We start from the raw sequence: 19,774 nt of genomic DNA, 5'->3' as shown, positions 1-19,774 counted from the left end.
GAAAAAATCTGCGCGGGCTCTATCCTGTCAGTCATCGATACCGGGCGGTCCCGGCTTTTTTTCGCAGATCACGAGTGGTTTATGTTGCTGGCGAGTTTTTTTGGGGTGGTCATGGGCCTGGTCCTCGGGTTGACCGGGGCCGGTGGCGGCATTCTTGCGGTGCCGGCCCTGGTATTGGGGCTGGGCTTGACCATGACCCAAGCGGCACCCGTCGCCTTGTTTGCCGTGGGCAGTGCGGCGGCGGTCGGGGCGATTGACGGATTGCGGCATGGCCTGGTGCGTTATCGCGCGGCGTTGCTGATCGCGTTACTCGGCGCGGTGTTTTCACCGGTCGGCATTTACTTCGCCCATCAGTTGCCGGAAAAAATCCTGATGGTCCTGTTCAGTATGCTGATGGTCATGGTTGCCTGGCGGATGCTGCGACGTGAACGCAAGGACGAAGGGCCAAGCGATCACGGCCACGCCAACTGGGGCCAGAAAAACTGCATGCTCGATCAGCAGACCGGGCGTTTTTCCTGGACTGCCAAATGTACGGCGACCTTGGCCGCGCTCGGCGCGGTTACCGGTGTGGTGTCGGGGCTGCTTGGGGTGGGCGGCGGTTTTCTGATTGTCCCGGCGTTCAAGCAGCTCACTGATGTGCAGATGCGCGGCATCGTTGCCACTTCCTTGATGGTGATCAGCCTGATTTCCGCCATCGGCGTGATCGGTGCGTTTCATGCCGGCGTGCGAATCGACAGTCTCGGCGCAATCTTCATCGTCGCCAGCATCGTCGGCATGATCGTTGGCCGCAAGCTTTGTGCGCATGTGCCGGCCCGGGCGCTGCAGGTGGGCTTTGCCAGCATCTGCATGGTGATTGCGGCTTATATGCTGTTCAGAGTAGGCGTTTAGCCAGTACTGAGGTCTATGACTTCCAAGTGGGTCAACAGACCTACACCTTGAGTTCCGGGCCGTGCCGACGGCCGGTCTTACACCGTAGTTGTCATGCGTTCCCGGCCCTGCCAAAGCACTTGAGCACCGCTCCCAAGGCAGCGTATGGCGCCGCCGGTCACCTTTCGATAATCGCTTCCGACACCTCGTCCCCTGTCGCGGAGCGCGCCATGTACAACAATAAGAACGTCAAGCATCGCTTTTTACCCCTCTTCATCGCCAGCCTGTCCGGCCTTGGCCTGAGCTCAATGGCCGAGGCCGAGATCATGCTGTATGACAAGGACCAGACCACATTCTCGACCGACGGCTACATCAACGCATTTTATGTGAACAGCGATGTCGACCGTGCCGGTGATCAGTTCGACCGCCGACAGGCACGCGTCAAGATGGGGTTCCTGCCCAACTACCTGGGCTTCAACATGGGCAAGCAGGTCGATGACCTGAAGCTCGGTGCCCGGGCTTCGTTTTGGGTGACCATCAACGACAGCCAAACCAACGGCACCGACACCGCCATCGATGTGCGGCAGTTCTACGGTACGGTGGCAAACGCTGAGTGGGGTGAAGTGCTGATCGGCAAGGACTTCGGCCTGTTTGCCCGCTCCAACATCCTGCTCGATGAAATGCTCGCCGGTTACGGTCAGGTCAGCGATACCTTGGGGTTGGTGGATGGCGGCGGCGTCTCGTTCGGCAACATCGGCACCGGGTATCCGTATCCGTTCCCGACATCGCAGATCACCTACCGCACGCCGGTCATGGACGGTTTGCGCGTAGCGGTCGGGATCATGGACCCGGTTGATACCAACGACAGCAGCCCGACGGGCAAGGCTTATCAGGAAAACCCGCGCACCGAGAGCGAGATCACGTACCAGTTCGACGTCGCCGGGGCGAAGATCTACAGCTGGGTCAATGGCAGTTACCAGACTTCGGACAATACCGACTCCACCGTCAACACAGTCACCTCTAAAGGGGTTGGCTATGGCGTGCAGGCGAAGATGGGCGGGTTGTCACTCACTGGGTCCGGGTTCCAGGCCAAAGGCATCAATCCGTTCTTCACCAACAACGCCGGCGAGCCAACCTTGCGCAACGTCGACAGCGACGGATACCTGCTGCAAGGTTCCTACAAGCTGGGCAAAAACCGCCTGGCCCTGTCCTACGGCAAGACCAACGATGATGGCAATGGCGTGGTCGGCAGTGGCGCGGACTACGAAACGCGCGGTATTGCGCTGTTCCATGACGTGAATGACAACCTCAAACTTGTCGCCGAGTACAACCAGTTCGAAATCAACGGTCATGACACCAGCGCCCAGAACGAAAACACCGATACCGTTGCGGTGGGGGCCGTGTTGACCTGGTAACCCTTGGTCGTGACCCTGGCTGTGCGCATCGCAGCCGGGGTCTCGACCCTTCTCATCCCATCGAAGTGGTTACCCGCTACCCAAGTAGCATTCGTTACGACCCGCAGGCTTCGTACACTCATGCCTCATATCTACGCACCTGCGGGGGGCGATCATGGAGCAGGCCCAAGGCGCAGGCATTGTCAGCGCAATGTCCCAAGCCACCGATGCCCGGCAAGTGGCGCAAGAACTGGCGCGGCAATTGTTGCACCCGCATCTGGGTTTCGTGCTGTTTTTCTGTTCCGCCGAGTATGACTTGCAGGCGCTAGGGCAGGCCTTGCAACACAGCTTCGGCGGTATTCGTCTGGTGGGTTGCACCAGCGCCGGGGAAATCACCCCGCTGGGCTATGGGCGCAATTGCGTGACGGCAGTGGGTTTTGATCATCGGCACTTCTCCATTGCGGTCGAGCTGATCGACGAAATGGAACACTTCAGCCTGATCGATGCCCAGCAAATGGTCGAGCGTCTGGTCAGTGGCTGTCGCAGTAACACCCTGGCCCCGATCAAGGGCAACAGCTTTGCCCTGACGTTGCTCGATGGTTTGTCCAGCCGTGAAGAAATGGTCCTCGCGGCGCTCAGTGCCGCGTTGGGCGACATTCCGCATTTTGGCGGTTCGGCCGGTGACGACAATTACCTGACCCATACCCACGTTTACTTCGACGGCGAATTCCACAGCGGCGCGGCAGTGGTGGTGCTGGTCAATACCTGGCTGGATTTTGAAGTGTTCACCACCCACCACATTCTGCCCAGGGCCGAAAAACTGGTGGTCACCGGGGCCGACAGCGCCTCGCGCCGAGTCTATGAACTCAACGCCGAACCGGCCGCCGCCGAGTACGCCCGGCACATTGGCGTTCCGGTTGATGAGCTGGATCACCGGATCTTTGCTGCACACCCCTTGGCCGTGCGCATCAACGAACAGTATTACGTGCGCGCCATTCAGCAGGTGCACCCGGACTTGAGCCTGAGTTTTTACTGCGCCGTGGAGAACGGCATCGTGCTCACCGCCATGACCCCAGGCCCGATGTTGCCGAACCTGCAAAACCTGTTCGAGGGGTTACAGGAGCGCTTGGGCGACTTGTTGCTGACCATCGGTTGTGACTGCTTTCTCAGGCGTCTGGAGCTGGAAGACGACGGCAGTCTCGAAGCAATCGGAACGTTTTTGCGCGAGCAGCGGGTGATGGGTTTCAACACCTACGGAGAACAGTTCAATGGCATGCACATCAACCAGACCTTCACCGGCGTTGCCATTGCCCGAGGTCGGTCCCCGGGGCACCGCTGAACTCCAGGCAGAAGTCGCCAGCCTGCTGCACGATAACCACAAACTTCAACGCATCAACGCGGCGCTGATCGAGCGCATCGAGTCCGGCATCACGCGCGGCAACGATCCATATGCGGCGTTCCAGCACTCAGTGGTGCTGGCCGAGCAGGTGCGTGAGCGCACCGATGCCTTGAACCAGGCCATGGCCGAACTCAAGGCTGGCAATCATTTGCTCAGTGAGGCACGCCTGCGCGCCGAAACGGCGCATCGACATCTGATCGATGCCATCGAGAGCATTTCCGATGCCTTTGTATTGTTCGACGCCGACCAGCGAATTGTCTTGTTCAACAGCCGCTTCAAGGCGTTCTGGAGCAACAGCCGGGTGCGGATCAACGCGGGCATGCGCCTGACCGAGGTCAAGCGCCTGATGATGAACAACGGGTTGTTCACCGAAGAACCGCGTGGCAATGCTGACGAGAGCCTGCTCTATCGCCTGCTGAACGGACGTTGGCTGCAGGTCAGCGAGCGGCCGACTCAGGAAGGCGGGCGGGTCATCCTGTTCACCGACATTACTGACGTCAAACTCAGCGAAACCGTGCGCCGCGAGCAGGCCGTGGCGCAGAAATCGCATTTGTTGCAGCGGGCGGTCGATAACCTGTCCCAAGGGGTGGCCATGGTCAACGCCGACGGCATCCTGGAGTTGTGGAACCGGCGCTTTCTCGAATTGAGCGGCCTGGCACCGGTTGCTGCCCATCGACCGTTTGCCGAAGTGATCGCCGACACGGAGTTGAATTTGCTCACCCCGGCCAGTCGCGATGGCAACGGCCGGCCTGTACAGGAATGCGAACAACGCCTCTATGACGGCCGGGTCCTGGAGATCCGCACGCATCCGCTGCCCACTGGCGGATTCGTCAACACCTTCACCGACATCACCGAGCGCTACCAGCACGCCGAAGCACTGAGTGAAAGCGAGCGCTGGATTCGCCTGATCACCGACCACGTCCCGGCGCTGATTGCCTACCTCAATGCCGATCTGGTGTACGAATTCACCAACAAAGTCTACGAAGAATGGTACTGCTGGCCCCGTGGCGTGATGCTCGGTCAGAGCCTGCGTGAAGTGCACAGCGAACAGCATTACCAGCGCCTGGAGTCTTACGTGGCCCGGGCATTGGCCGGTGAGAGCGTCACGTTCGAGTTCGCCGAGACCAACGTCAATAATCAGGAACGCTACATGCTGCGCTCCTATGTGCCCAATCGACTGGCTACAGGGGAGGTGGTGGGGATTTTCGTGTTGATTCGCGACATCACCGAACGCCGCCGCACCGCTGAGGCGTTGCACCAGGCGTACCAGAATCTTGAGCTGCGGGTGTGCGAACGCACGGCGGAACTGACCACCCTCAATGACCAGTTGTTGCGTGAAATCGATGAGCGTCGTCGGGTGGAATCCCGTTTGCGCGAGGCCAAGCTTGAAGCCGAGCAGGCCAACCTGTCGAAGACCAAGTTTCTGGCGGCGGTCAGCCATGACCTGCTGCAACCGCTGAACGCCGCACGATTGTTCACCAGTGCATTGATGGAGCGGCGCGAGCCCATCTCCAACGAAATTCTGGTGCGCAATGTCAGTAACTCCCTGGAAGACGTGGAAAACCTGTTGGGCACGCTGGTGGATATTTCCAAGCTCGATGCCGGGGTGATCAAGGCCGATATTGCGCCGTTCGCCCTGAGCGAACTGTTGGAAAACCTGGCGGCTGAATACACCCAGGTGGCGCGCAGCGAGGGCCTTGAACTGCGCTTTGTTGCCTGTTCGGCCTTGGTGCGCAGTGACATCCAGCTATTGGCGCGCATCCTGCGCAATTTGTTGAGCAATGCGATTCGTTACACCTACAGCGGTCGTGTGGTGTTGGGCTGCAGACGCCATCACCAGCGGTTATTGATTCAGGTCTGGGACACGGGCATGGGCATCGCCGAACATCGCCTGGAAGAGATTTTTCAGGAGTTCAAACGCGGTGACGTGCAGCGTCCGGATCAGGATCGCGGCCTGGGACTGGGCCTGGCGATTGTCGAGAAAATTGCCGGCATTCTCGGGCATCGCATCCAGGTGCGCTCCTGGCCGGGCAAGGGTTCGATGTTCTCGGTCGAAGTGCCGTTGAGTGCAACAGCGCCCAAGCCTCAGCCGACGTTGCAGATGAGCGAGCCGATGCTTGAGCGCTTGCGCGGCGCGCGGGTATGGGTGCTGGACAACGACGCGACCATTTGCGCCGGTATGCGCACGTTGCTGGAAGGGTGGGGTTGTCGGGTGGTCACGGCGCTGTCGGAAGAGGATCTGGCCCGGCAAGTGGACAACTACCACGCCGAGGCCGACCTGCTGATCGCGGACTACCATCTGGACAACGATCAGAACGGTGTCGACGCCGTCGCCCGGATCAACGCCCGTCGGGCTTCACCAATCCCGGCAATGATGATCACGGCCAACTACAGCAATGAACTCAAACTGCAAATCCGCGAGTTGGGCCATACCCTGATGCACAAACCGGTGCGGCCAATGAAACTCAAGACCGCGATGAGCCATCTACTCGGCAGGCCTTGAAGGCTTGCTCCCATAAGGGTCGCGTTGTACCTGTGGGAGCGAGCTTGCTCGCGATGGGGGCGACGCGGTCCATCGGTTGCCGCTAATTTCAACGCCGCAAATAAGACCCGAAATCAATATCCCCGGCACTCAAGATCGCCTGCACCCGGTTGTGCACGTTGAGTTTGCGCAGGATCGCCGAGACGTGGGCCTTTACCGTGGTTTCGGCAATTTCCAGGGTGTAGGCGATCTGCTTGTTCGACTCACCTTTGGTCATGCGTTCGAGCACCTGCAATTGCTTGCGGGTCAGGGCCTGGAGCAGTTCGGGCGGGAAGCTCGGGGTGTCGTTCATCCGCCGGTGAGTGCTGCTTTTGGTCGTGCGAATGATGTCCGGGGGCAGGTAGACATTGCCGTTGAGGATTTGCTGGATGGCGTCGGTCATCTGCGTGCGTGGCGAAGACTTGGTGATGAAGCCCACGGCGCCGTAAGTGATGGCTTGCAGGACGATTTGTTTGTCCTGCTCGGCGGAGACAATCACCACCGGAATGGTGGGCGCCTCGTTGCGCAGGTTGATCAGGCCATTGAGACCATGCATGCCGGGCATGTTCAGGTCGAGCAGGATCAGGTCCAGGTCGTCGTGTTCCTGAGTGAGCGCCAGGGCACTGTCGAGGTCGGCCGTTTCCATGACTTCGCTGTTCGGGAAACCATCGCTGATGACGTTATGAATTGCTTCGCGGAACAGCGGGTGATCGTCGGCAATCAGAATTTTGTACATAGCCTTTCACCTCATTATTTTGATTATGGTGTGGCAACAACGCGCCAGCGTAAAGGTCAGGGGAAAGGTTCGGGCCGGGCGGGCGTCACGGGCAGGTTTGCCGCTTGCCAGGCGTCCAGGCCGTCGCGATACCAATACAACGTCTTATAGCCCATGGTGGCGGCACGTTTAACCGCGTTCCAGCTCAACCAGCAGTCGGAGCGGCAATAGAAGACCAGCGGTTGCGCCGGATCGCCGGCGGTCAATGCCTTCAGGTTTCGCGCAAAGTAAGCCTGCCAGTCGGGCGTCAGGTTGCCGTCGCCGGTATTGGCCAGCCAATGACTGCCGGGCAGGTTTTCATGGGGCTGGTCTTCGATAAAACGCCCTTGCAGCCATTGGCGGCGATAGACGTCGATCAGAATCGGGGCAGGGGTTTGACTGAGCAGGTCTTGCAGGGCAGGGGTGTCAATCAGCGTCGCGCCTTGCAGGCTGTTGGGCGTCGGGCTGCGGTACAGGTCGATGCGATAGCCATCGGGCGAAAACAGCGCTGGCTCAGCCTGCGCGGTGCCCAGCAACAGGCTCAGCGACAGCGCAGCGAGAGTAGGGCGCAACAGACAACGTCGGGCACGCGGCATGGGTTCAATCCTTATAGTTATGAACCTATTACATGCCAGTCGGGGTGCGTTGGGAATGAGACGATAGACAGGTAAACCCGTACTAAAGTAGTAATTTTGCCGTGTTCAATGAAGATCAACGGTGCGGCGCTGTGTCATTAGCCGGCTTTGCGCAAGGCCGCATGCTGCGGGTTGAAGGTGAGCACGGCGAGTAACGTGAACATCACGGTCAGCCCCCCACACACCGCCAGGGCGAGCGGATTGAAGCGTTCATAAAGGGCAAACCGCACCAGCTCCACCGCATGAGTGAACGGGTTCATCGCGCACAGCCAGTACAACCACTCGTTAGCCTCACGCATTTTCCACAGCGGATACAGCGCCGATGAGAGGAAAAATAGCGGGAAGATCACGAAATTCATCACCCCGGCAAAGTTCTCCAATTGGCGAATGGCGTTCGACAGCAACAGGCCCAGTGCGCTGAGCATCAACGCCACCAGCAACAGCGCGGGCAGGGCAATCAACAAACCCATGGCCGGTGGCTGCACGCCGTAAACCCAGGCAATCGCCAAAAAGGCATAGACCTGCAGCAGTGAAATCAGTGAAGTGGCCAACAGCTTGCTGCACAGCAGAAAGGTTCGCGGCAGCGGGCTGGTCAGCAGCACGCGCATGCTGCCCATTTCGCGGTCGTAAACCATCGACAGCGAGCCTTGCATGCCGTTGAACAGCAGAATCATGCAGGCAAGGCCAGGGATGATGTAGACCTCGTACGGAATGTAGGTGTCGTAGGGCTCGATGATCGCGATGCCCAGGGCCGCCCGGAAACCGGCGGCGAACACGAGTAGCCACAACAGCGGCCGTACCAGCGCACTGAGAAATCGCGTGCGCTGCAACACAAAGCGCAGCCATTCGCGCAACACGATGCCGCTAAAACATTGCCAGTAAGCATTCATCGAGCAACTCCTGTGGTCGCCAACGTGGTCAGGCGGGTGAAGACTGAGCCGAGGTCTGCGCCGTATTCCAGGCTCAATTCACTGGCCTGTCCGCTGGCCACCAACCGGCCCAGATGGAGAATCAGCAAATCGTCGCCGGCCTGCACTTCGTCCAGTAAATGAGTGGCCCAGAGCACGCTGATGTGGTGCTCGCGGCACAGGTTGCGAATGTGCTGGTTGAGCGCCAGGCGACTGGCGGGATCGAGCCCTGCACTGGCTTCGTCAAGCAGCAACAGGCGCGGCTCATGCAATAGGGCGCGGGCGATTTCCACCCGACGGCGATGACCGCCATTGAGTTCGCGCACCCGTTCGTGGCGGCGTTCAGTCAGGGCTTGACGGGTCAACTCGGCGTCGACACGAATGCCGGTCTGGCGCCGCGACAAGCCGTGCAACGCCGCGTGATAACGCAGGTTCTGCTCGACGCTGAGGTCCAGGTCCAGCGTGCTTTGCTGAAACACCACACCTAACTGCTTGAGTGCCGGGCGAGGTGCCTGGCGCAATGAATTCCCACCGACCCGGATGTCACCGTGTTGCAGGTCATAGAGCCGGGTCAGCAGGGCGATCAGGGTCGATTTGCCGGCGCCGTTGGGGCCCAGTAAAGCGGCGAAACGCCCCGGTTCCAGGCTGAAATTCAAATGGCGCAAGGCTTCCCGGGGGCCGTAGGCGAAGCTCAGGTCGCTGACTTCCAGGGCGTTCATGGCGTCACCACCACGCCCCACGGGTAGCGTCCGACTTTCACCGATTTGCTCACCTTCAGGCTGTCGACATCGATGACCGACACATCACCGCTGACGCCATTGGTGGCCAGCAGTTGTTTTTGGTCTGGTGTGAATGCCAACTGCCAGACACGCCGGCCCCCCAGCAGGTAGTCGAGGATGTCGAATGTCTTGGCATCGATGACCGCCACATGATTGGCCGGACCGAGTGCGACGAAAGCGTACTTGCCATCGGCGCTGAGCTTGATCCCCACCGGCTGGACCTTGTCCGGGTGCACGCCTTTGATCTGGAAGTTCAGGGTCTTGAGGATCTTGCGGCTGGCCACATCGAGAATCGTCACCGTGCCGCCAATTTCCGCTGAAGCCCAAAGCTGTGAACCGTCCTGATTGAACTCGACAAAGCGCGGTCGCTGGTCCACCAGGGTGCTGTCGGCGAGGGTCTGGGTGCTGGTGTCGATCCAGTGCAGCATGTTGGTGGTTTCGCTGGTGTTCACCGCCCACTTGCCGTCGGGGCTGACGGCCATGCCTTCGGGCTCGACGCCGACGTTGATCTGGCCGAGCACTTTGGAGGTTTCGGTGTCGATCACGGTGACCAGCGCATCGTCTTCGTTGGAGACGTACAACCAGCGGTTGTTGGGGTGCAGGGCGAATTGTTCGGGGTCTTTGCCTGAAGGCAGTTCCTTGATGATCTTGCGCGTGGCCACGTCCATCACCTGGACCCGGTCCGAGTCGCTGGCGCAGATGTACAGCAGCTTGTTGTCATGGGACAGCAGCAGGCCGCGCGGGCGCTGGCCGACGGGCAAGGTGTCGGTGACTTGCTGAGTCTGCATGTCGATCAGGCTCAGGGTGTTGTCCTTTTCGTTGGAGACCCAGGCGGTGCTGGCAGCGGCATGGCCGGCGGCGAGCAGCAGGGCGCATGAAAGCAGGGTGCGGCGCATGGCGGATTCCTTGTTGTTGTAATTATCGAGTCAGGGAAAGCGGCAGCTGACCTCGGGCTTGTCGTAGCCCAGGCTGTCCATTTCGTTGAAGGGGTGCAGAAATCCGTCCTGCGGTGAGGTACTGACCAGTGCCCGGGGCTGGACGATGGGGATCGGCTGGCGCAATTGGCCGTTCCATGGGCGATAACTGAGCTTGCGTCCTTTGAAACCGTCCAGCGGCAGTTGATCGCTGATTTCAAGCGTCCGGATCGCCATCGGCTCGGTCTGCCCCAGTTTGCTCACGGCGCTGGCGATGCTGCGCACGGCGATCCACGCAGCGAAATCGCGGTCGTTCATCCAGCGTCCGGCCAGGGCTTCAAAACGCTTTTGCAGCTGCGCAGCGCCGTAGGTTTCCACGGTCTTGTGCCAGCCCACCGGGGTCAGGCCCTGAGTGCCGGCGACCGGGCGCGGGAACCAGGTCTGGTAGGGCACGTATTCACCGAAGTCGCCGCGTTCATCGGCCACCAGCACCACGTCATATTCGGCGGTCTGGGTGAACAGCGGCATGTCGGCTTGGGCGCTGCGGCGTTGATCGTTATCGAAGCTCCAGGGTTTTTCCGCGACCAGTTGCAGACCGAAGCGCTTGGCGGCGCGGCGCAGGGCGGCGGCATAGGCTTGATCGTCAGGAGTCGGGCCGACAATCAGCAGCGCCCGTTGCCATTTGCGCACCACCAGAAATTGCGCCAGGGCATCGGCGAGCATCGCCCGACTCGGCAAGGTGTGCAGCACGTTCGGCAAGCAATCGGTGGTGCGCAAGCGGTCGTCGGGACTGCCGGCGTTGAATAGCAGGCTGTCGGGCAGGGCAGCGCTGAGTTGGCGCAAGGTGTCGACCGGAGCGTTCACCACAAACAGACGCAGGCCCTGTGCGTGCTGGTTTTTGGCCGCTTCAAGCAAGGCTTGCGGATTGTCGACGCTGGCGCTGAGCAGGCTGTAACCATGGTTGAGAAAACGCCCGGTGCTGTTGCTGTCGGTGATCGCCAGTTCGGCGCCGCGCAGCCCGGCATCAGCCGGCTCGGGAATGACGTTCGACAACAGTGGCCCCGGATCGGGGCGATACCCCAGGTAGCCGATTCGCACCTGCAATGGCGCGTCTGCCGCCTGGCTGTGGGTGGCCACGCCCGCAGCGCAGGCAATCGCCAGCAGGTAGAGCAAGGCGTAAGGGGCAAGCTGGCGCATAGGGCACTCCTTTACAGGTAGCGCCAGCATAGGAAGCCCGTCGAGCTGGGGAAATATGCAGAAAGTACCGGTCGGCCAGTACCAAGGTAGTAACTCGCCCCGTGCGGCGCGGCTCTAGCATGGGCTGCAACGGTCATCGCCCGGGAGGAGAACGTCCATGCGAATTATCAAAGCGCTGCTCCTGCCTTTTTTGCTGATTTTGACCCTGATCGGCGTCGACCGGCTTCACGGCCCGCATCCACTGCCGTTACCCGTGTTGCCCACCACCCCGGGTCGCTAGGGCTGCTCCCGGTGTCGATCCATCGCCTTACTACCAAGGGACTAGGCGGCGAACACCAAAGCAGCATGGGGTGAATGCGAAGCCGTTTCTAAGATGGGTGCCATAGCCTCTGCCAAGAGGTTTTGCGTGCAATCCAGAGGGCATAACAATGACAACAAAACGCAACGCCTTACTTATCGCCGGGCTGCTGGCCGGTGTTATCAGTGCAGGTTCCGTATGGGCTCACGGCAACGTGGTGCCTCAAGCCGTGGAAACAAAAGGCCTGACGCCCATCAAGGACGCCGGTGTTCAGGTCGATGGCGATGGCTGGGCGGCAGTGAACCCCTACCGCACCTCCCCGGAGCACGACAAAGCGCTGGAAATCGGCTCGTCGGCCTACAACCAGAACTGTGCGGCGTGCCATGGCCTGGAAGCCAAGTCCGGCGGGATTGCCCCTGACTTGCGCATGCTGGATGTCGCTGAGTCGGGAGATGAGTGGTTTGTCGAACGCGTCCGTCATGGCGCAGTGCGTGACGGCCGGGTCTACATGCCGAAAATGGCTGACTACTTGAGCCAGGAAGCGTTGTGGGCGGTGCGCACTTATCTGGACAGCGTTCACGTCGAGGAGTAACCCCATGCGTCTGCTCGCGGTATTGATCAGCGCTGTGTGGCTGTGCTGCCAGGCGGTGCAGGCGCAGGTTCGCAATTACGACGAAGTGATCGCCGCCGGGGAACTGAAAGTGGCGGTCTACAAAGACTTCGCCCCTTACAGTTTTGAGCAAGCCGGCCAGCCCCGAGGCGTTGATGTAGAACTCGCCGAGGCGTTGGCCAAGGCACTCGGTGTGCGCTTGACGCTGATGTGGGCGCCTGCCGGTGAAAAGCTCGACGACGATCTGCGCGATTACATATGGCGCGCCAGTGCTCTGCACAACCAGCAACTGGCCGACCTGATGATGCGGGTGCCCTACGACCGTGACTACGCGCAAAGGCGCAACGAATTGGGCGAACTGGAAAACGGCCATGTGGTGATGTTCGGCCCCTACCAGAACGAACAATGGCAAGTGGCTTACGATCGTCGCCGACTGGACAAGGTCGCCAGCGTTGCAGTGTTCGAGCACCACCCGATTGGCGTCGAGGTCGACAGCGTGCCGTCGTTCTACCTGACCTCGGTGTTCAACGGCATGCTCGCCGGCAAAACCCACCACTACCCAGGCGTACCCCAGGCATTTGCGGCCATGAAGGCCGGAGAGGTCGACGCGGTGATGGCCATGCGTGGCGAAATTGACTGGCAGGTGCATGAAGCGGCCGACCCGCAAGTGGCACTGGCGGAGAACGCCTATCCGAACATGGGCAAACAGCTTTGGGAAATCGGCATGGCGGTGCACGAAAGCAATCGGCAATTGGCCTATGCCGTGGAAGAGGCACTGGAAGGCCTCATCCGCGACGGCTCGGTGAAAACGATCTACAGCCATTACGGCCTGCGGTATGACGTGCCCGAGATGTATCAATAGGAGCAGTTGATGAGCTGGCGAGTGACATGTCTGTTGGCCTGCTGGTTTCCCTGGATCGTTCAGGCCGCGAATATCGATCCGGGCAAGGACCCGGTGCCGTCGGTGATGTGGGGCTTCTATCACAAGCAGATGCTTGGTGATGCCCCCTTTGTTTTTGATGAGCGAGTGAAGCTGCTGGCGCCGCCGTTTGCCGAAGATGCCCGGCAAGTGCCGCTGGAAATCGATGCCCGCTCGTTCAAGGGCGAGGTGGTGAAAATCCTCGCCTGGGCCGAGCTCAACCCGCTGCCGAAAATTGTCGACTTCCAGCCGCTGGACCGTGTGCTGCCGTGGCTGTCGGTGCGGATTCGCATCGAACAGGCCACGCCGTTGCGCGCGGCGGTATTGACCCGTGATGGGCTATGGCACGTCGGTTCGACCCTGATCGACGCGGCGGGCGGTGGCTGCACCGCGCCGAGCGTCGTGCGCACCCAGCCAGGCTGGGAGGACCACATCGGCGAAGTGCTGGGTGGCCGCTATCCACGCAGTGAGTTCAGCCGATTACGTGTGCAGGTGGCGCATCCGATGGACAACGGCATGGTCAGCGGTATCCCGGAATTTTTCATCAACCATGCCGAATTGAAGGACCAGGACGGTCAGGTGTTGGCCCGGCTTGAGTTGTTTCCCGCCGTCAGTGAAAACCCCAACCTGACCTTCGACATCGAAGGGGCAGGGCAGACACGCCTGTTCGTGCGGGACACCAGCGGCAACGAATTTGATGCGGCCATTCCCTGACCCAAAGGAGCGTTTCATGCGCTGGATACTGCTGATTGTGTTTAGCGTCAGTCTGTCGGCATTGGCCGACCTTGAATATTCACTCAAGCCCCGACAGATCGCCCAGGACACCTGGTTGCTGGAGGGCAGCACCGATAATTTTGCCAAGGATAACGGCGGCAACATCGTCAACACCGCCTTCATCGTCACCGAGCGCGGCGTGGTGGTCATCGACACCGGGCCGTCGAAACGTTATGGCGAAGCGATGCGCAAGGCGATTGCCGCCACCACCGATAAGCCGGTGATCCAGGTGTTATTGACTCACCATCACCCGGACCATGTGCTGGGCAATCAGGCCTTCACCGACGTGCCGATCGGTGCCTTGGCCGGCACCACCGAGTTGTTGCATCAACAAGGTGATGCGATGGCCGAGAACCTGTATCGAATGGTGGGGGACTGGATGCGCGGCACCGAAGTGGTGTTGCCTCGCCAAGAATTGACGCCGGGTCTCTACAGTTTTGGGAATCACGATTTGCGCTTGCTGAGCCTGGGTGGGCACTCAGGGGCGGATCTGGCTATTCTCGACCAGCAAACCGGCGTGCTGTTTGCCGGGGACCTGGTGTTTTATCAACGGGCCCTGACCACCCCCAACAGCCCCGGGTTGTCGGTGTGGCTGGCGGACATCGCCACGCTGCAGGGCTTGCCATGGACGCTGATCGTGCCCGGCCACGGCCCGGTGGCCAGCGACTCAGGCCCCTTTGAGCAAATGCGTGACTACCTCACCTGGCTCGATCAACTGCTGCGCGACGGCGCGGCTAACGGCAGCGACATGGCCGAGATCATCCGCAGCCCCATCCCTGAACGTTTTGCCGGGATCAATCTGAGCCGTTATGAATTGATCCGCAGCGTTAGTCATTTGTACCCGCGTTACGAGCGTGGGCAGATGACCCGGGTCGATTCCGGCGCAAGCCGGTAAGGCCTGTACGAATTCGACCCGCTACTAAGGGATTAGGAATCTCCTTATTGCGGGTAATTGTTGTCGCGGCAGTGGCGCCCAAGAATCTGCACTACACCGGGAAACTTTCCCGCTAATAACAAAAACCGCAGAGGTAGCCGTCATGACTCAACCCGTACGTCGCCAGCCCTTCGTCTTGAGCCTGCTGCTCAGTGCCATGCTGTTGTCCGGCCAGGCATTGGCCGCCGTCTCCGACCAGGACATTCTCCAGGACCCGAAAAACCCGGAGCAAGTCGTCACCAACGGCCTGGGTGTCCAGGGGCAGCGCTACAGCCCGCTGGACATTCTCAACGTCGATAACGTGAAGGAATTGCGGCCGGCCTGGGCGTTTTCCTTCGGTGGTGAAAAACAGCGTGGCCAGCAAGCGCAGCCGATGGTCAAGGACGGCGTGATGTACATGACCGGCTCGTACTCCCGGGTGTTCGCCGTGGATGCACGCACGGGCAAAAAGCTTTGGCAATACGATGCACGTCTGCCGGATGACATCCGCCCGTGCTGCGACGTCATCAACCGGGGTGTTGCGTTGTATGGCGACCTGGTGATTTTCGGCACCCTCGACGCCAAGCTCGTGGCGCTGAACAAGGACACCGGCAAGGTGGTCTGGAGCAAGAAAGTCGCTGACCACAAGGAAGGCTATTCGATCAGTGCCGCGCCGCTGGTGATCAACGGCAAACTGATTACCGGCGTGGCTGGTGGCGAGTTCGGCGTGGTCGGCAAGATTGAAGCCTATGACCCGAAAAACGGTGATCTGCTGTGGACCCGTCCCACCGTCGAAGGCCACATGGGTTATGTCTACAAGGACGGCAAAGCCGTGGAAAACGGCATCTCTGGCGGCGAGGCGGGCAAGACCTGGCCGGGCGACCTCTGGAAAACCGGTGGCGCCGCCCCTTGGCTGGGTGGCTACTACGACCCGGAAACCAATTTGCTGCTGTTCGGCACTGGCAACCCCGCGCCATGGAACTCGCACCTGCGCCCTGGCGACAACCTCTATTCGTCGTCGCGACTGGCGCTCAATCCAGACGACGGCACCATCAAATGGCACTTCCAGAGCACGCCCCATGATGGTTGGGACTACGACGGCGTGAACGAACTGGTGTCGTTCAACTACACCGAGGGTGGCAAAGAAATCAAAGCGGCGGCCACCGCTGACCGCAACGGTTTCTTCTATGTACTGGATCGCACCAACGGCAAATTCATCCGCGGCTTCCCGTTCGTGGACAAAATCACCTGGGCCACCGGGCTCGATAAAAACGGCCGGCCCATCTACAACGAAGCCAGCCGTCCGGGTGCCCCGGGTTCTGAGGCCAAGGGCAGTTCGGTCTTCGTAGCGCCAGCGTTCCTCGGCGCGAAAAACTGGATGCCGATGGCTTACAACAGGGACACCGGGCTGTTTTACGTGCCGTCCAACGAGTGGGGCATGGACATCTGGAACGAAGGCATCGCCTACAAAAAAGGCGCGGCATTCCTCGGTGCCGGCTTCACCATCAAGCCATTGAACGAAGACTACATCGGCGTGCTGCGCGCCATTGACCCGAAAACCGGCAAGGAAGTCTGGCGCCACAAGAACTACGCGCCGCTGTGGGGCGGGGTGCTGACCACCAAGGGCAACCTGGTGTTCACCGGCACGCCGGAAGGTTTCCTGCAGGCGTTCAATGCCAAGACGGGCGAGAAAGTCTGGGAGTTCCAGACGGGTTCCGGCGTACTCGGCTCACCCGTGACCTGGGAAATGGACGGCGAACAATACGTGTCGGTCCTCTCCGGCTGGGGCGGCGCCGTGCCGTTGTGGGGCGGAGAAGTGGCCAAGCGGGTGAAGGACTTTAACCAGGGCGGCATGCTCTGGACCTTCAAGCTGCCAAAAGACCTCGTCGCCAAGCACTGATCGACGTCACCTACTACCAAATAACGAGAGTCCCCCTGCCAACGGCGCATTCGTCTGGTACGCGGGGCTCTCTAGTATCGGTTCATCGCCTGTTGGTACGACAGGCATCGACCCAGACAGAGGCCCACCATGATCTACGCACAACCCGGAACCCCAGGCGCCGTCATTACCTTCAAACCACGCTACGGCAACTTTATCGGTGGCGAGTTTGTCGCACCGATCAATGGCGAGTATTTCACCAACACCTCGCCCGTCACCGGTGAGGTGATTGCCGAGTTCCCGCGCTCCAGCGCCGCTGACATCGACAAGGCGCTCGACGCCGCCCATGCCGCGGCCGATGCCTGGGGCAAGACCTCGGCTCAGGACCGCTCACTGGTGCTGCTGAAAATTGCCGATCGCATCGAACAAAACCTGGAAATCCTTGCCGTCACCGAAACCTGGGACAACGGCAAGGCCGTGCGCGAAACCCTGAACGCCGACGTGCCGCTGGCCGCCGACCACTTTCGTTACTTCGCTGGCTGCATTCGTGCCCAGGAAGGCGGGGCTGCCGAGATCAACGAGCTGACCACGGCCTATCACTTCCACGAGCCTCTGGGTGTGGTCGGGCAAATCATTCCGTGGAATTTCCCGCTGCTGATGGCGGCCTGGAAACTCGCCCCGGCCCTGGCCGCCGGCAACTGCATCGTGCTCAAGCCTGCCGAGCAAACGCCGCTGTCGATCATGGTCTTTGCCGAGCTCATCGCCGACCTGCTGCCGGCAGGGGTGTTGAACATCGTTCAAGGCTTCGGTCGCGAGGCCGGCGAAGCACTCGCCACCAGCAAGCGCATCGCCAAGATCGCCTTCACCGGCTCCACCCCGGTGGGCGCGCACATCATGCATTGCGCCGCCGAGAACATCATCCCGAGCACTGTCGAGCTGGGCGGCAAGTCGCCGAACATTTTCTTTGAAGACATCATGAACGCCGAGCCACAGTTCATTGAAAAAGCGGCCGAAGGTCTGGTGCTGGCGTTCTTCAACCAGGGCGAAGTGTGCACCTGCCCATCGCGAGCGCTGGTGCAGGAATCGATCTACGAGCCGTTCATGGCCGAGGTGATGAAAAAGATCGTCAAGATCAAGCGCGGCAACCCGCTGGACACCGACACCATGGTCGGCGCCCAGGCGTCGGAGCAGCAATACGACAAGATTCTCTCGTACCTGAAAATTGCTCAAGAGGAGGGCGCCGAGCTCCTCACCGGTGGTGCCGCCGAGCGCCTTGAAGGTGACCTGTCCAGCGGCTATTACATCCAGCCGACCCTGCTCAAGGGCCACAACAAAATGCGCGTGTTCCAGGAAGAAATCTTCGGCCCGGTGGTGGGTATCACCACCTTCAAGGACGAAGCCGAAGCCCTGGCGATTGCCAATGACAGCGAGTTCGGCCTCGGTGCCGGCCTCTGGACCCGCGACATCAACCGCGCCTACCGCATGGGCCGGGCGATCAAGGCCGGGCGCGTCTGGACCAACTGCTATCACCTGTACCCGGCGCACGCCGCGTTCGGGGGCTACAAGAAGTCCGGCGTCGGTCGGGAAAACCACAAGATGATGCTCGATCACTACCAGCAGACCAAAAACCTGCTGGTGAGTTACGACATCAATCCGTTGGGGTTCTTCTGATTCCGCAAGAACACTGAAAAACCTGTGGGAGCGGGCTTGCCCGCGATGAGGCCAGCACATTCAACATTGATGTTGAACGTCAGGCCGCCATCGCGGGCAAGCCCGCTCCCACATTGGTTTTCTGTATCCCGATCCATGTGCAACACCCCCTACCAAATCACCCCCAAAACTCCTTCGAAAGTAGCATTCGGGCACTCAACGCCCCGTGCATTAATGGCTCTACCGGAATCGCCCGGCACAAGAAGAGGATTGACCCATGTGGACTAAACCCGCGTTTACCGATCTGCGTATTGGCTTCGAAGTGACGATGTATTTCGCCAACCGTTGATTGATCACCCGGCCAGCCGTCGCGTTGGCCGGGCCTGCCTTCAGGAGCCTCCACCATGCACATTCGCGTTCTCGGTTCCGCCGCTGGTGGTGGGTTTCCACAGTGGAACTGCAACTGCCGCCAGTGCGCCGGTGTGCGCAATGGCAGCCTGCGAGCACAGCGTCGTACGCAGTCGTCGATTGCCCTGAGCGACAACGGGGTGGACTGGGTGCTGTGCAACGCATCGCCGGACATTCGTGCGCAACTCGAGAGTTTCCCGCTGTTGCAACCGGCCCGTCAGTTGCGCGATAGCGCCATCGCGGGCGTCGTGCTGCTGGACAGCCAGATCGATCATTGCACCGGCCTGTTGAGCCTGCGCGAAGGCTGTCCGCATGCCGTTTGGTGCACCGAGCGGGTGCATCAGGACCTGAGCAGCGGCTTCCCGTTGTTCAACATGCTGCGGCACTGGAATGGCGGGTTGCAGTGGCAGCCGATTGGTCTGGATCGCCAGCCGTTCAGCCTGCCGGCCTGCGAGCACCTGCAATGGCGGGCGATTCCCTTGGTCAGCAACGCACCGCCGTACTCGCCCAATCGCGGCAATCCGCAACCGGGCGACACCATTGGCTTGTTCATTGAAGACCTGCGCAGCGGTGCCTCGCTGTTCTATGCGCCGGGCCTTGGGCAAGTCGACGATGAAGTGTTGGGCTGGATGCAACGTGCCGATTGTCTGCTGCTGGACGGCACCCTGTGGCGTGATGACGAAATGCGCATCTGCGAAGTCGGCCAGAGCCTGGGCAGCGAAATGGGGCATCTGTCTCAAAGTGGCCCCGGCGGCATGCTGGACGTGCTGGAAGGTTTTACCCGCCAGCGCAAGGTGCTGATCCACATTAACAACACCAACCCGATCCTTGATGAAGACTCGGCTGAGCGCGCCTTGCTGGAGCGACGCGGGATCGAAGTGGCTTATGACGGCATGAGTATTGAGCTGTAGCGAAGGACGCCTTCGCGGGCAAGCCCGCTCCCACAATGGATTTC

19 protein-coding genes are annotated in these 19,774 nt (G+C 60.5%); 13 read left to right on the top strand and 6 right to left on the bottom strand.

What is annotated here, in order from left to right:
• Positions 1 to 81: 81 nt before the first annotated feature.
• From LOY55_RS17890 to nahK, 4 genes are all read left to right on the top strand, one after another.
• Positions 82 to 888: a sulfite exporter TauE/SafE family protein gene (locus LOY55_RS17890; RefSeq protein ID WP_077432015.1), complete on the top strand. Its 807-nt coding sequence runs from the start codon at positions 82 to 84 to the stop codon at positions 886 to 888.
• 209 nt (positions 889 to 1,097) lie between these two features.
• The gene (locus LOY55_RS17885) at positions 1,098 to 2,282 is read left to right on the top strand and encodes a porin (protein ID WP_046031437.1); all 1,185 of its coding nucleotides are present in this window, start codon (positions 1,098 to 1,100) and stop codon (positions 2,280 to 2,282) included.
• A 154-nt stretch (positions 2,283 to 2,436) separates the two neighbouring features.
• Entirely contained in the window at positions 2,437 to 3,600 is a 1,164-nt protein-coding gene (nosP, locus tag LOY55_RS17880) for a nitric oxide-sensing protein NosP (protein WP_258666042.1), read from the top strand.
• On the top strand, positions 3,530 to 6,163 hold the full coding sequence (gene nahK / locus LOY55_RS17875; RefSeq protein ID WP_408980956.1) for a hybrid sensor histidine kinase/response regulator NahK/ErcS': 2,634 nt from the start codon (positions 3,530 to 3,532) through the stop codon (positions 6,161 to 6,163). The genes nosP and nahK overlap by 71 nt, the downstream gene beginning before the upstream one ends.
• Before the next feature lie 88 nt (positions 6,164 to 6,251).
• Here nahK and LOY55_RS17870 read toward each other — a convergent pair whose 3' ends face one another.
• The 6 genes from LOY55_RS17870 to LOY55_RS17845 form a co-directional block, all read right to left on the bottom strand.
• Entirely contained in the window at positions 6,252 to 6,917 is a 666-nt protein-coding gene (locus LOY55_RS17870; RefSeq protein WP_046031434.1) for a response regulator transcription factor, read from the bottom strand.
• 56 nt (positions 6,918 to 6,973) lie between these two features.
• Positions 6,974 to 7,531, bottom strand: coding sequence for a PQQ-dependent catabolism-associated CXXCW motif protein (locus LOY55_RS17865; RefSeq protein ID WP_046031433.1), 558 nt, complete (start codon positions 7,529 to 7,531; stop codon positions 6,974 to 6,976).
• Between the two features lie 137 nt (positions 7,532 to 7,668).
• Complete coding sequence (locus tag LOY55_RS17860) at positions 7,669 to 8,460, bottom strand: ABC transporter permease (protein WP_258666039.1); 792 nt, start codon at positions 8,458 to 8,460, stop codon at positions 7,669 to 7,671.
• Positions 8,457 to 9,197: an ABC transporter ATP-binding protein gene (locus tag LOY55_RS17855; protein WP_109786148.1), complete on the bottom strand. Its 741-nt coding sequence runs from the start codon at positions 9,195 to 9,197 to the stop codon at positions 8,457 to 8,459. Before LOY55_RS17855 ends, LOY55_RS17860 begins: the two co-directional genes overlap by 4 nt.
• Positions 9,194 to 10,153, bottom strand: a complete 960-nt coding sequence (locus tag LOY55_RS17850) for a YVTN family beta-propeller repeat protein (RefSeq protein ID WP_258666036.1) — start codon at positions 10,151 to 10,153, stop codon at positions 9,194 to 9,196. Before LOY55_RS17850 ends, LOY55_RS17855 begins: the two co-directional genes overlap by 4 nt.
• Positions 10,154 to 10,183: 30 nt before the next feature.
• Positions 10,184 to 11,368 carry an ABC transporter substrate-binding protein gene (locus LOY55_RS17845; RefSeq protein WP_046031429.1) on the bottom strand — a complete coding sequence of 395 codons (1,185 nt, stop codon included), beginning with the start codon at positions 11,366 to 11,368 and terminating at the stop codon, positions 10,184 to 10,186.
• Positions 11,369 to 11,525: 157 nt separating this feature from the next.
• Here LOY55_RS17845 and LOY55_RS17840 point away from each other — a divergent pair, with 157 nt between their 5' ends.
• The 9 genes from LOY55_RS17840 (at position 11,526) to pqqB (ending at position 19,730) form a co-directional block, all read left to right on the top strand.
• Positions 11,526 to 11,648, top strand: coding sequence for a hypothetical protein (locus LOY55_RS17840; RefSeq protein WP_256594772.1), 123 nt, complete (start codon positions 11,526 to 11,528; stop codon positions 11,646 to 11,648).
• Between the two features lie 148 nt (positions 11,649 to 11,796).
• Positions 11,797 to 12,258, top strand: coding sequence for a cytochrome c-550 PedF (pedF, locus tag LOY55_RS17835; RefSeq protein WP_109786146.1), 462 nt, complete (start codon positions 11,797 to 11,799; stop codon positions 12,256 to 12,258).
• A gap of 4 nt (positions 12,259 to 12,262) precedes the next feature.
• Positions 12,263 to 13,138 carry an ABC transporter substrate-binding protein gene (locus tag LOY55_RS17830; protein WP_258666034.1) on the top strand — a complete coding sequence of 292 codons (876 nt, stop codon included), beginning with the start codon at positions 12,263 to 12,265 and terminating at the stop codon, positions 13,136 to 13,138.
• A 9-nt stretch (positions 13,139 to 13,147) separates the two neighbouring features.
• Positions 13,148 to 13,909, top strand: coding sequence for a quinoprotein dehydrogenase-associated SoxYZ-like carrier (locus LOY55_RS17825; RefSeq protein WP_109786145.1), 762 nt, complete (start codon positions 13,148 to 13,150; stop codon positions 13,907 to 13,909).
• 16 nt (positions 13,910 to 13,925) lie between these two features.
• On the top strand, positions 13,926 to 14,864 hold the full coding sequence (locus LOY55_RS17820; RefSeq protein WP_223525191.1) for a quinoprotein relay system zinc metallohydrolase 1: 939 nt from the start codon (positions 13,926 to 13,928) through the stop codon (positions 14,862 to 14,864).
• A 142-nt stretch (positions 14,865 to 15,006) separates the two neighbouring features.
• Positions 15,007 to 16,782, top strand: a complete 1,776-nt coding sequence (locus tag LOY55_RS17815; protein ID WP_046031424.1) for a PQQ-dependent methanol/ethanol family dehydrogenase — start codon at positions 15,007 to 15,009, stop codon at positions 16,780 to 16,782.
• A gap of 129 nt (positions 16,783 to 16,911) precedes the next feature.
• Entirely contained in the window at positions 16,912 to 18,432 is a 1,521-nt protein-coding gene (locus LOY55_RS17810; protein ID WP_258666031.1) for an aldehyde dehydrogenase family protein, read from the top strand.
• A gap of 256 nt (positions 18,433 to 18,688) precedes the next feature.
• The gene (gene pqqA, locus LOY55_RS17805; protein WP_003253598.1) at positions 18,689 to 18,760 is read left to right on the top strand and encodes a pyrroloquinoline quinone precursor peptide PqqA; all 72 of its coding nucleotides are present in this window, start codon (positions 18,689 to 18,691) and stop codon (positions 18,758 to 18,760) included.
• A gap of 55 nt (positions 18,761 to 18,815) precedes the next feature.
• On the top strand, positions 18,816 to 19,730 hold the full coding sequence (pqqB, locus tag LOY55_RS17800) for a pyrroloquinoline quinone biosynthesis protein PqqB (RefSeq protein ID WP_077432023.1): 915 nt from the start codon (positions 18,816 to 18,818) through the stop codon (positions 19,728 to 19,730).
• The last annotated feature ends 44 nt before the right edge of the window (positions 19,731 to 19,774 follow it).

This window comes from Pseudomonas sp. B21-040 (genome assembly GCF_024748695.1).
Classification (GTDB): domain Bacteria; phylum Pseudomonadota; class Gammaproteobacteria; order Pseudomonadales; family Pseudomonadaceae; genus Aquipseudomonas.
This window is presented reverse-complemented; position numbering and strand designations above follow the sequence as displayed.

What these genes read in the sequence shown, in the direction of transcription:
- LOY55_RS17890 (WP_077432015.1), top strand. Translation starts at nt 82, where the DNA reads ATGTTGCTGGCGAGTTTTTTTGGGGTGGTCATGGGCCTGGTCCTCGGG.
- LOY55_RS17885 (WP_046031437.1), top strand. Translation starts at nt 1,098, where the DNA reads ATGTACAACAATAAGAACGTCAAGCATCGCTTTTTACCCCTCTTCATC.
- nosP (WP_258666042.1), top strand. Translation starts at nt 2,437, where the DNA reads ATGGAGCAGGCCCAAGGCGCAGGCATTGTCAGCGCAATGTCCCAAGCC.
- nahK (WP_408980956.1), top strand. Translation starts at nt 3,530, where the DNA reads ATGGCATGCACATCAACCAGACCTTCACCGGCGTTGCCATTGCCCGAG.
- LOY55_RS17870 (WP_046031434.1), bottom strand. Translation starts at nt 6,917, where the DNA reads ATGTACAAAATTCTGATTGCCGACGATCACCCGCTGTTCCGCGAAGCA.
- LOY55_RS17865 (WP_046031433.1), bottom strand. Translation starts at nt 7,531, where the DNA reads ATGCCGCGTGCCCGACGTTGTCTGTTGCGCCCTACTCTCGCTGCGCTG.
- LOY55_RS17860 (WP_258666039.1), bottom strand. Translation starts at nt 8,460, where the DNA reads ATGAATGCTTACTGGCAATGTTTTAGCGGCATCGTGTTGCGCGAATGG.
- LOY55_RS17855 (WP_109786148.1), bottom strand. Translation starts at nt 9,197, where the DNA reads ATGAACGCCCTGGAAGTCAGCGACCTGAGCTTCGCCTACGGCCCCCGG.
- LOY55_RS17850 (WP_258666036.1), bottom strand. Translation starts at nt 10,153, where the DNA reads ATGCGCCGCACCCTGCTTTCATGCGCCCTGCTGCTCGCCGCCGGCCAT.
- LOY55_RS17845 (WP_046031429.1), bottom strand. Translation starts at nt 11,368, where the DNA reads ATGCGCCAGCTTGCCCCTTACGCCTTGCTCTACCTGCTGGCGATTGCC.
- LOY55_RS17840 (WP_256594772.1), top strand. Translation starts at nt 11,526, where the DNA reads ATGCGAATTATCAAAGCGCTGCTCCTGCCTTTTTTGCTGATTTTGACC.
- pedF (WP_109786146.1), top strand. Translation starts at nt 11,797, where the DNA reads ATGACAACAAAACGCAACGCCTTACTTATCGCCGGGCTGCTGGCCGGT.
- LOY55_RS17830 (WP_258666034.1), top strand. Translation starts at nt 12,263, where the DNA reads ATGCGTCTGCTCGCGGTATTGATCAGCGCTGTGTGGCTGTGCTGCCAG.
- LOY55_RS17825 (WP_109786145.1), top strand. Translation starts at nt 13,148, where the DNA reads ATGAGCTGGCGAGTGACATGTCTGTTGGCCTGCTGGTTTCCCTGGATC.
- LOY55_RS17820 (WP_223525191.1), top strand. Translation starts at nt 13,926, where the DNA reads ATGCGCTGGATACTGCTGATTGTGTTTAGCGTCAGTCTGTCGGCATTG.
- LOY55_RS17815 (WP_046031424.1), top strand. Translation starts at nt 15,007, where the DNA reads ATGACTCAACCCGTACGTCGCCAGCCCTTCGTCTTGAGCCTGCTGCTC.
- LOY55_RS17810 (WP_258666031.1), top strand. Translation starts at nt 16,912, where the DNA reads ATGATCTACGCACAACCCGGAACCCCAGGCGCCGTCATTACCTTCAAA.
- pqqB (WP_077432023.1), top strand. Translation starts at nt 18,816, where the DNA reads ATGCACATTCGCGTTCTCGGTTCCGCCGCTGGTGGTGGGTTTCCACAG.